Origin of the sequence: Streptomyces katrae (assembly GCF_000966975.1) — a bacterium.
Taxonomy (GTDB): domain Bacteria; phylum Actinomycetota; class Actinomycetes; order Streptomycetales; family Streptomycetaceae; genus Streptomyces; species Streptomyces katrae.
In genome coordinates, this window is record NZ_JZWV01001166.1 from 1 (window position 1) to 6,746 (window position 6,746).

The 6,746-nt window shown below is 66.7% G+C and carries 4 protein-coding genes and 1 pseudogene; all 5 read right to left on the bottom strand.

Translation table 11 applies throughout. The features are described from left to right. Positions 1-10: 10 nt before the first annotated feature. A complete protein-coding gene (locus VR44_RS42060) occupies positions 11-604 on the bottom strand; it encodes a TIGR03943 family putative permease subunit (RefSeq protein ID WP_094192101.1) in 594 nt (197 codons plus the stop codon). A gap of 253 nt (positions 605-857) precedes the next feature. Next, positions 858-1,901, bottom strand: coding sequence for a permease (locus tag VR44_RS34245; RefSeq protein ID WP_045951542.1), 1,044 nt, complete (start codon positions 1,899-1,901; stop codon positions 858-860). 171 nt (positions 1,902-2,072) lie between these two features. Next, a pseudogene (locus VR44_RS43270) lies at positions 2,073-2,204 on the bottom strand (pirin family protein); the annotation flags it as partial. A gap of 919 nt (positions 2,205-3,123) precedes the next feature. After that, positions 3,124-3,606, bottom strand: a complete 483-nt coding sequence (locus VR44_RS43275; RefSeq protein ID WP_157880500.1) for a barstar family protein — start codon at positions 3,604-3,606, stop codon at positions 3,124-3,126. Continuing rightward, positions 3,606-6,746 (bottom strand): RHS repeat-associated core domain-containing protein (locus tag VR44_RS34255; protein WP_045951544.1); only part of this gene is annotated, 3,141 nt, incomplete at its 5' end. The genes VR44_RS34255 and VR44_RS43275, both read right to left, overlap by 1 nt.

A 6,746-nucleotide genomic window follows, 5' to 3' on the forward strand; every position in this document is an offset into this window, starting at 1 on the left:
GGGTGGGGGTTCAGCCGTCCGTGGGCGGCGCGTCGTGGTAGGGGTTGAGCGGTTGGCCGACGGGCTTGACGGCGTCGGCCTCCATGGCCGGGACCGGGTTCCCGGCAGTGACCGGGTCGCCCCGCCAGATGCCCGTGACCTCGGCCCAGGAGTCGTCGTCGGGTGCCTCCGTGCCGTGCACCTCCACGCGCAGGGTCCGCGCGTCGGCCGCACAGCAGCTGAGCTTCAGGCGGTTGAGGTACCAGGTGTCCGGGCTCTTGCCCGCCGAGACGAACCCGAGCAGCCGGACCTTGCGGCCGCGGAGGGTTTCCGGCCCGTTCACGGAGCGTCCGATGAACTCCTCCAGGGCCAGGGGTGCGACCGGCGCGTCCGGCAACGGGTTCTTGTAGGCGCTGTGCTCCACCCTGGCCGCGGCCCCGTCCCGGGAGGCCGTGTACGAGCCGAGCGCCGGCGGGGCGACGAACATCAGGGTGAGGGCGGGCACGGCGAGGAGCNGAGGAGCCAGGCGACGGGCGTGGCACCCCCGTGCCCGTGCCCGTGCCCGTGCCCGTGCCCGTGCCCGTGCCCATGTCCGTGGTCCTGCTCGTGCTCGTGCGCGTCGCATTCCTCCGCGTGATCGTCCGAGGGCTGCCGCAGGCGGCGCACCAACTCGGCTCCGATCCCCGCGAGGCCCAGGGCGACCAGCAGGATGCCCGACGCGACGAGGTACGGCCGCAGCCCTTCCTTCACGTACCGGAGGTAGACCTCGCTGCGCACCGTGGTGTGCAGCAGGCCCGTGCCCGTCACCACCAGCAAGAAGGGCTGGCCGAGTCCGCTCAGCAGGCGGGTGTGGTCCGCGCGGGCGGGGAGCCGTCCGGTCACAGGAGTACGCCTCCGACGAGTGCGCTGCACAGGATCGCCACGACGAACGTGGCGGCGCAGAACCGCACCGCGAACGGCCGCCCGAAGGCCCCCGACTGGAGTGCGATCAGCTTCATGTCGACCATCGGGCCCACCACCATGAACGCGAGGCGGGCGGTGGGCGAGAAGCCGGTGAACGAGGACGCGACGAACGCGTCCGCCTCCGAACACACCGACAGGAGCACCGCGAGCGCCGCCGCCACGAGGACGCCCAGCCACGGGGACCCGGAGAAGGCTTCCAGGACGGACGGCGGTACGAGGACGTTGAAGGTCGCCGCGGCCATGGCGCCGACCACCAGGAAGCCGCCCGCCTCCAGGAAGTCGTGCTGCAGCCCGCGCCGGAAGGCCTCCAGCCGGCCCGTGCCGGGGGCGTGCTCGGCCCGTGCGGCCGGCAGCCGCAGCCATTCCTCACGCCCCCACCGGATCCACAGCCAGCCCATGACCACCGAGGTGACCAGCGAGGCGCCGAACCGGGCGGCCACCATCTCCGGCCTGCCGGGGAACGCGATCGCCGTCGCGACGAGCACCACCGGGTTGACCGCGGGCGCGGCGAGCAGGAACGTCAGGGCCGCCGCGGGAGCCACGCCCCGGCGCATCAGGCTGCCCGCGACCGGCACCGAGGCGCACTCACAGCCCGGCAGCACCACTCCGGCGGCACCGGCCACCGGAACGGCGAGGACGGGGTTGCGGGGCAGGACCCTGGAGAAGACCCGGGCGGGGACGAACGCGCCGATGGCCGCCGAGACGACGGTACCGAGAAGCAGGAACGGCACGCCCTGCATGACGATGGCCACCAGCAACGTGCGCCATGCACCGAACGCCGCGAGCCCGAACAGGGGCTCCAGCCACGGTCCGGCGAGCACCACGACCGCCACGGCCCCGACCAGGGCCGCACCGGCGGTGCCGGTCCTCCCCCGCCGCCGCTCCGGGTCGACCCCGCCGCCGTGCGGGATGAAGGAACGTGGTGGCGCCGTCGCCGCACCCGCCGAGCCCTCAGCCACTCTGCGCCCTTCGTCCTTCGTCCGCCGCGGCACGGCGGTACGCACCCGGCCCGCCCGGAGGAACCCGGCGCGAGCGGGCACACACTAACCGACGACATCCCGGCCACGGCCGCGCACGGGGCCGTGCGGCGTGCCGTCCTCAGCCATGGCACCGAGACGCGCGCCGCGTCGTCAGCGCACCCTTCCCCTGGGCTTGAGGTGCGTGGGCGGGAGCTCGGGGGCCGGAATCGGAGGGCCGTCGTAGCCCTTGACCTCGCCGAAGCGCGAGCCGTTCGCCCAGTCCTCACGGGCCTGGACGATCTCCGTGGGAAGAACCGCTACCGCAACGCCATGCGCCGCCAGCAGCAGGAATCAGGCTTCACCAGCCGGGAGGCGGCCATCACTCGCCTGGTGGCTGTCTACAACGAACGAAGTCCGCCCCGGCCAGCCAGACCCGCACCGAGCGCATCGCAAAGTACGGCCCCGTGACCTTCCGCGAGTACACCTGCGAGTGGAAGCAGGGCCAGCGCCACCTCGCACCCCCTCCCTCCTCCACGTCGACTCGCTCCTGGAGCACCACCTCTTCCCCGCCTTGAGCACCCGCCGCGTGGACTCCTTCGGCCACAAGGTCGTCGAGCACTTCATCCGCGCTATGGAAGAGCCGGCACCGGCCTGGCCACCCAAACCAACGCCTTAGACAAACTCAAGGCCATCCTCCTCGACGGCCACCGCCTCGGCATCTACCTCGACAGCCGCCTCCTCGGCGTCCAAGCCCCCGTCTACGCCCCCCAACGTGCCGTCATCCCCTCCCCGCACAACTCCGCACCCTGCGCAGCGGCGACGACACCGTCCAGCTGCTCGTCGTACGACCGCCTCAAGCTCCGTAAGCGCGGCAAGTACCACGACGTCCCCACACGCCCGCGGGTGAAGGAGACCATCGAGCGATACGTCAAGACGCACGGAACAGTCGACGGCTACCTCCTCCGCCACCCGCACGACCGATCCCTCCCCTACGCCAGCTACCTACTCGACAACCAGTGGCGCCGGATCAAACAAACCAAGAAACTCGACATGCCTGACGCATGGTCCTCTACGGCTTCCGCCACTTCTTCGCATCCAACTGCAATGAGTCTGGCAACTGACCGGCCACACCCATCAGTCAGACCACACCATGCCCGCTAACGGCCCGACCAGCCAAAATGGGCCGCTGGCGGATCCGGCGGCCCATCACAAAAGGTTGCGTTTAGGAATTGGATGGCCCTTGAAGTTCCCCAAGCCTCTTCGCGAAGCTGTATGCGAACTCCTGTTCACATGAAAGGACAACGGAGAACCTACTGAGCGTCCGGCCTTCGGGCCGCTTGGTGTAGGACCACCGCTGACCAGCGCGCCAAAGGGTTCTGAAGAACTCATCTCGAGCATCTTCGTCCTCGGAAAGGACACTTTCGGCGGACTCGATGATCAGTACATGGGAATCCGATGAAAGCCACTGAAGGTCACGAAGACAGTCGTAGAAAGCAGCCCAGTTCCATCCAAAATATTCGGGAAACTTTAGCGATTCATCAAATTTCTGAAAGGCCGAAATTTCATCTGGCATATCTTGTCCATTTAGACGCGCCACGTGAACGCTGCCGGACACGGGCAGGAGTTCATCAAGCTGCAAGCCGCCGCCCGGGGTAATGACGTGCATCCATGGGGCGATGTGCATTGCCGACGTCTCTTCTGTCATCATTCCACCCAACTGGGACTTCTTCCCACAATATATGTCTGATAGTGAGTCGGAGTGTAGTAGGCGGATTTATCGCTGCCAAACACCCAGCGTTCACCGCCCGGCTTGGGATTGTCCGGTGACGGATAACTCCCATACTCCTGATAAGTGATCGGCTTCCCTGAGGGCTCGTGGGTGGGAAGTTGGTAGCCACCATTTTTGCCGCTGTTTTCAAATGTTTCAGTCCACCACTTCGGGCCATAGAAGCCCGGCCCACCCCACCATCCGAAATTGTACTTCTCCATGTCCCGGAGCACTTCCATTGACTCCTTAGGGATGGAGTCGGGAACCCATCCGTGAACTTTGTCGACGTCCCCGAGCGTTGCTCCCTGGGTAAGGTCCGGGCAACCGGCCAGCCCCATGGGGTCGACCCACGTGTGAGGGTTGGGTACATAGGCCGCCGGGTTGGGCGCCGGGGCGAGGCCCAGGGGGTCACGGCTGAGGTAGCGCGCGGTTTCGGGATCGTAGTGGCGGAAGTAGTTGTAGTGGAGGCCAGCTTCCGCGTCGAAGTACTGCCCCGGAAAGCGGAGTGGGGTGTAGGCCGTACTGGTGGATCCCCAGGTGGTAGTGCCCCACAAGGTACTGCGAGTACGCCAAGCCAGTGTTCCGGATTCGTCGAGCAGTTCCGTGGGGGCGCCCACCAGGTCGGTGATGATGGCAAAGAAACGAGCGTCGATTACCTCTTGAGGCGTTCCTCGGTCCATGAGGCGTTCGCTTTGAGCCAGCGGCTGTAGACCCTTGTGGTCCCAGGTGAGGACTACCGAATGGGACAGGTCCGGTGACTCCCTTATCTCTTCGCACAGGGTGGTGTCGTCCCAGGTGAACGTGACCTGTTCGAGCACCGTCATGCCGTCGGCAGCGAGGCGCTGCTTAGAAATGCGGCGACCAAGGGCGTCGTACGCGTAGCGCCATACGGCACCGTCAGGGGCGGTCATCGAACGCAATCGGTCTTCGGCGTCCCAGTCATAGCGCCAGATGTCCGGCTTGCGGGACAGGCGAGTTCTCCGGCGCTGGATGACACGGCCCAATGCGTCGTGCTCGTAGTGCACCCTGCCCGCGCGAGTGATCGTCGTACCGGTGTATTCGCGGGGGCCAGCGGCCTCCTGGCCTGGGTGGGCCGCCGGCCAAGACGCAGCCGTCTGGTTCCCTGCCTCGTCGTAGCTGTACTGCTCAGTCCACCCCTCCGCCCGGACGGCAGTCACCCGGCCAGCTGCGTCCAGTTCAAAGGTCTTCGGACCCAACAGCTGGTCATCAAGCCGGATCAGGTTGCCGTCTGCTCGGTACGTGTAGTCGCGACGCTGGATGTTGTGGCCCGCGCTGGTGACGTCTTGAGTGGTAAGGCGCCCCCTGCGGTCGTACTGGAACGCCAGTCTGACGGCGTCGCCGATCCGTCGGGAGGTCTCCTGGCCGACCGCGTCGTAATCGAAGGTGATGGTGCGCCCGGACGTGGTCAGGGAGGTGCGGCAGCCGACAGCGTCGTAGGTCCAGGTGCTTCCCGCGCCCGTCGGGGTCGTACGACCAGTGCGGCGGCCGAGCTCATCGTACGCGTACGCCGTCGTCCGGCCATTGACGGTCTCGAACTGAAGGCGGCCGTACCGGTCGCGCAGACGCGTGACCGTGGCATCGGCGTTAACCGCTTCCGCAAGTTGATCGCCCGTGTCGTACTCGAACGTAGTCACAGCGCCCGCAGCGTCCTTGCGGACGACACGGTCCATCTCGTCCCGCTCATAGCGGATGGTCTGGCCGAGCGCGTCCGTCCGGGAAACGAGCCGCCCTGCCGCATCCCGCACGTACGTCAGCGTCCGGCCATCAAAGTCGGTCTCAGATGTGACCCGCCCAACCGGGTCGTACACGTAATTCCATGTCATGCCCTGGGGGTTGGTGACTTCGGTGAGGCGTAGCTCTACGTCGTAGCGAAACTCGTAGCGGACACCATCCGGACCCGTGCGGGCGGTCACCCGGTCGAAGTCCGTGTACTCGAAGGTCGTGACGCCACCTAGGGCATCAAGGTGGGCAATACAGTTACCCTCGCCGTCATACGTCCAGGACTGCTCGTTGCCGTCGGCCTCGACCCGGCGGGTGAGCTCGCCCTCGACCGACCACTCCAGGTGAGTGACACCGCCAAGCGGGTCGCAGATCGACACGGGTCGGCCGAAGGCGTCACGCTCGAAGCGCGTGGTCGCCCCCAGCGGATCGGTGACAGCCAGGGGGAGTCCGGCCTTGTCGGACATGACTGTCGAGGTGTGCCCGAGCGTATCGGTGACGGAGGTAACGATGCCAGCCCCGTCGTAGGCGAAATGAGTCGTTGCCCCAGACGGCTCCGCTATGGATAGCCGGTTGCCGCGTACGTCGAAGCTCTGACGCGTGATGTTCCCGTCAGTGCCAACGATGCGTATCGGGAGTCCGAGCTCGTTGTACTGGGCTCGTGCCTGCCGTCCGTCCGGCCGCTCCACCACCGTCGTACGGCCGTGCTCGTCATAGGTGAAACGGCTGACGTGGCCCAGCGGACCAGTCCGTGACAGCAGCCGGTTGTAGCGGTCGTACTCGAAACGGGTGACCGCACCCATTGCGTCGATCTCGGCGACCACCTGCGACCGGTCGTTAATCAAGTGTCGCTCAATGTGCCCCAGGCCGCTGGTGACGGTGGTTTCGCGGAGCCCGGTTGCAGGATCGATGCCGTCCCACGTGAAGGTGGATTCGAGGTGCCCGTTCGCGCCTGCCTGGTAGACGCAGCGGTCCTGGTCGTCGTAGACGTAGTCGAACCGGCTTCCGTTGGTGTCGGTCCACGAGATGATGCGGCCGTGTTCGTCGCAGTCGAAGCTCAGGGGGCGGCCTGAGGAGTTGATAACCGAGGTGAGATGGCCGTCGGTGTAGCCGTACCGCAGGATCTCCTGATCAGATCCGTCCTCCGCGGCTCCCGCGAGGTGCAGGGCCGTTACGCGTCCCTTGCTCGTGGTGAGCTTCAGGTGGTAGCCGCCATGGTGGACGATCGCTGTCGGTGCACCCGACTCGTCGTGCTCGAAGCTGATCCAGCGGCCGTTGCGGTCGTCAATCTGGGCCAGGAGCGCGGTCTCGTCCGTGTGATCGGTGAAGTGCCAGAC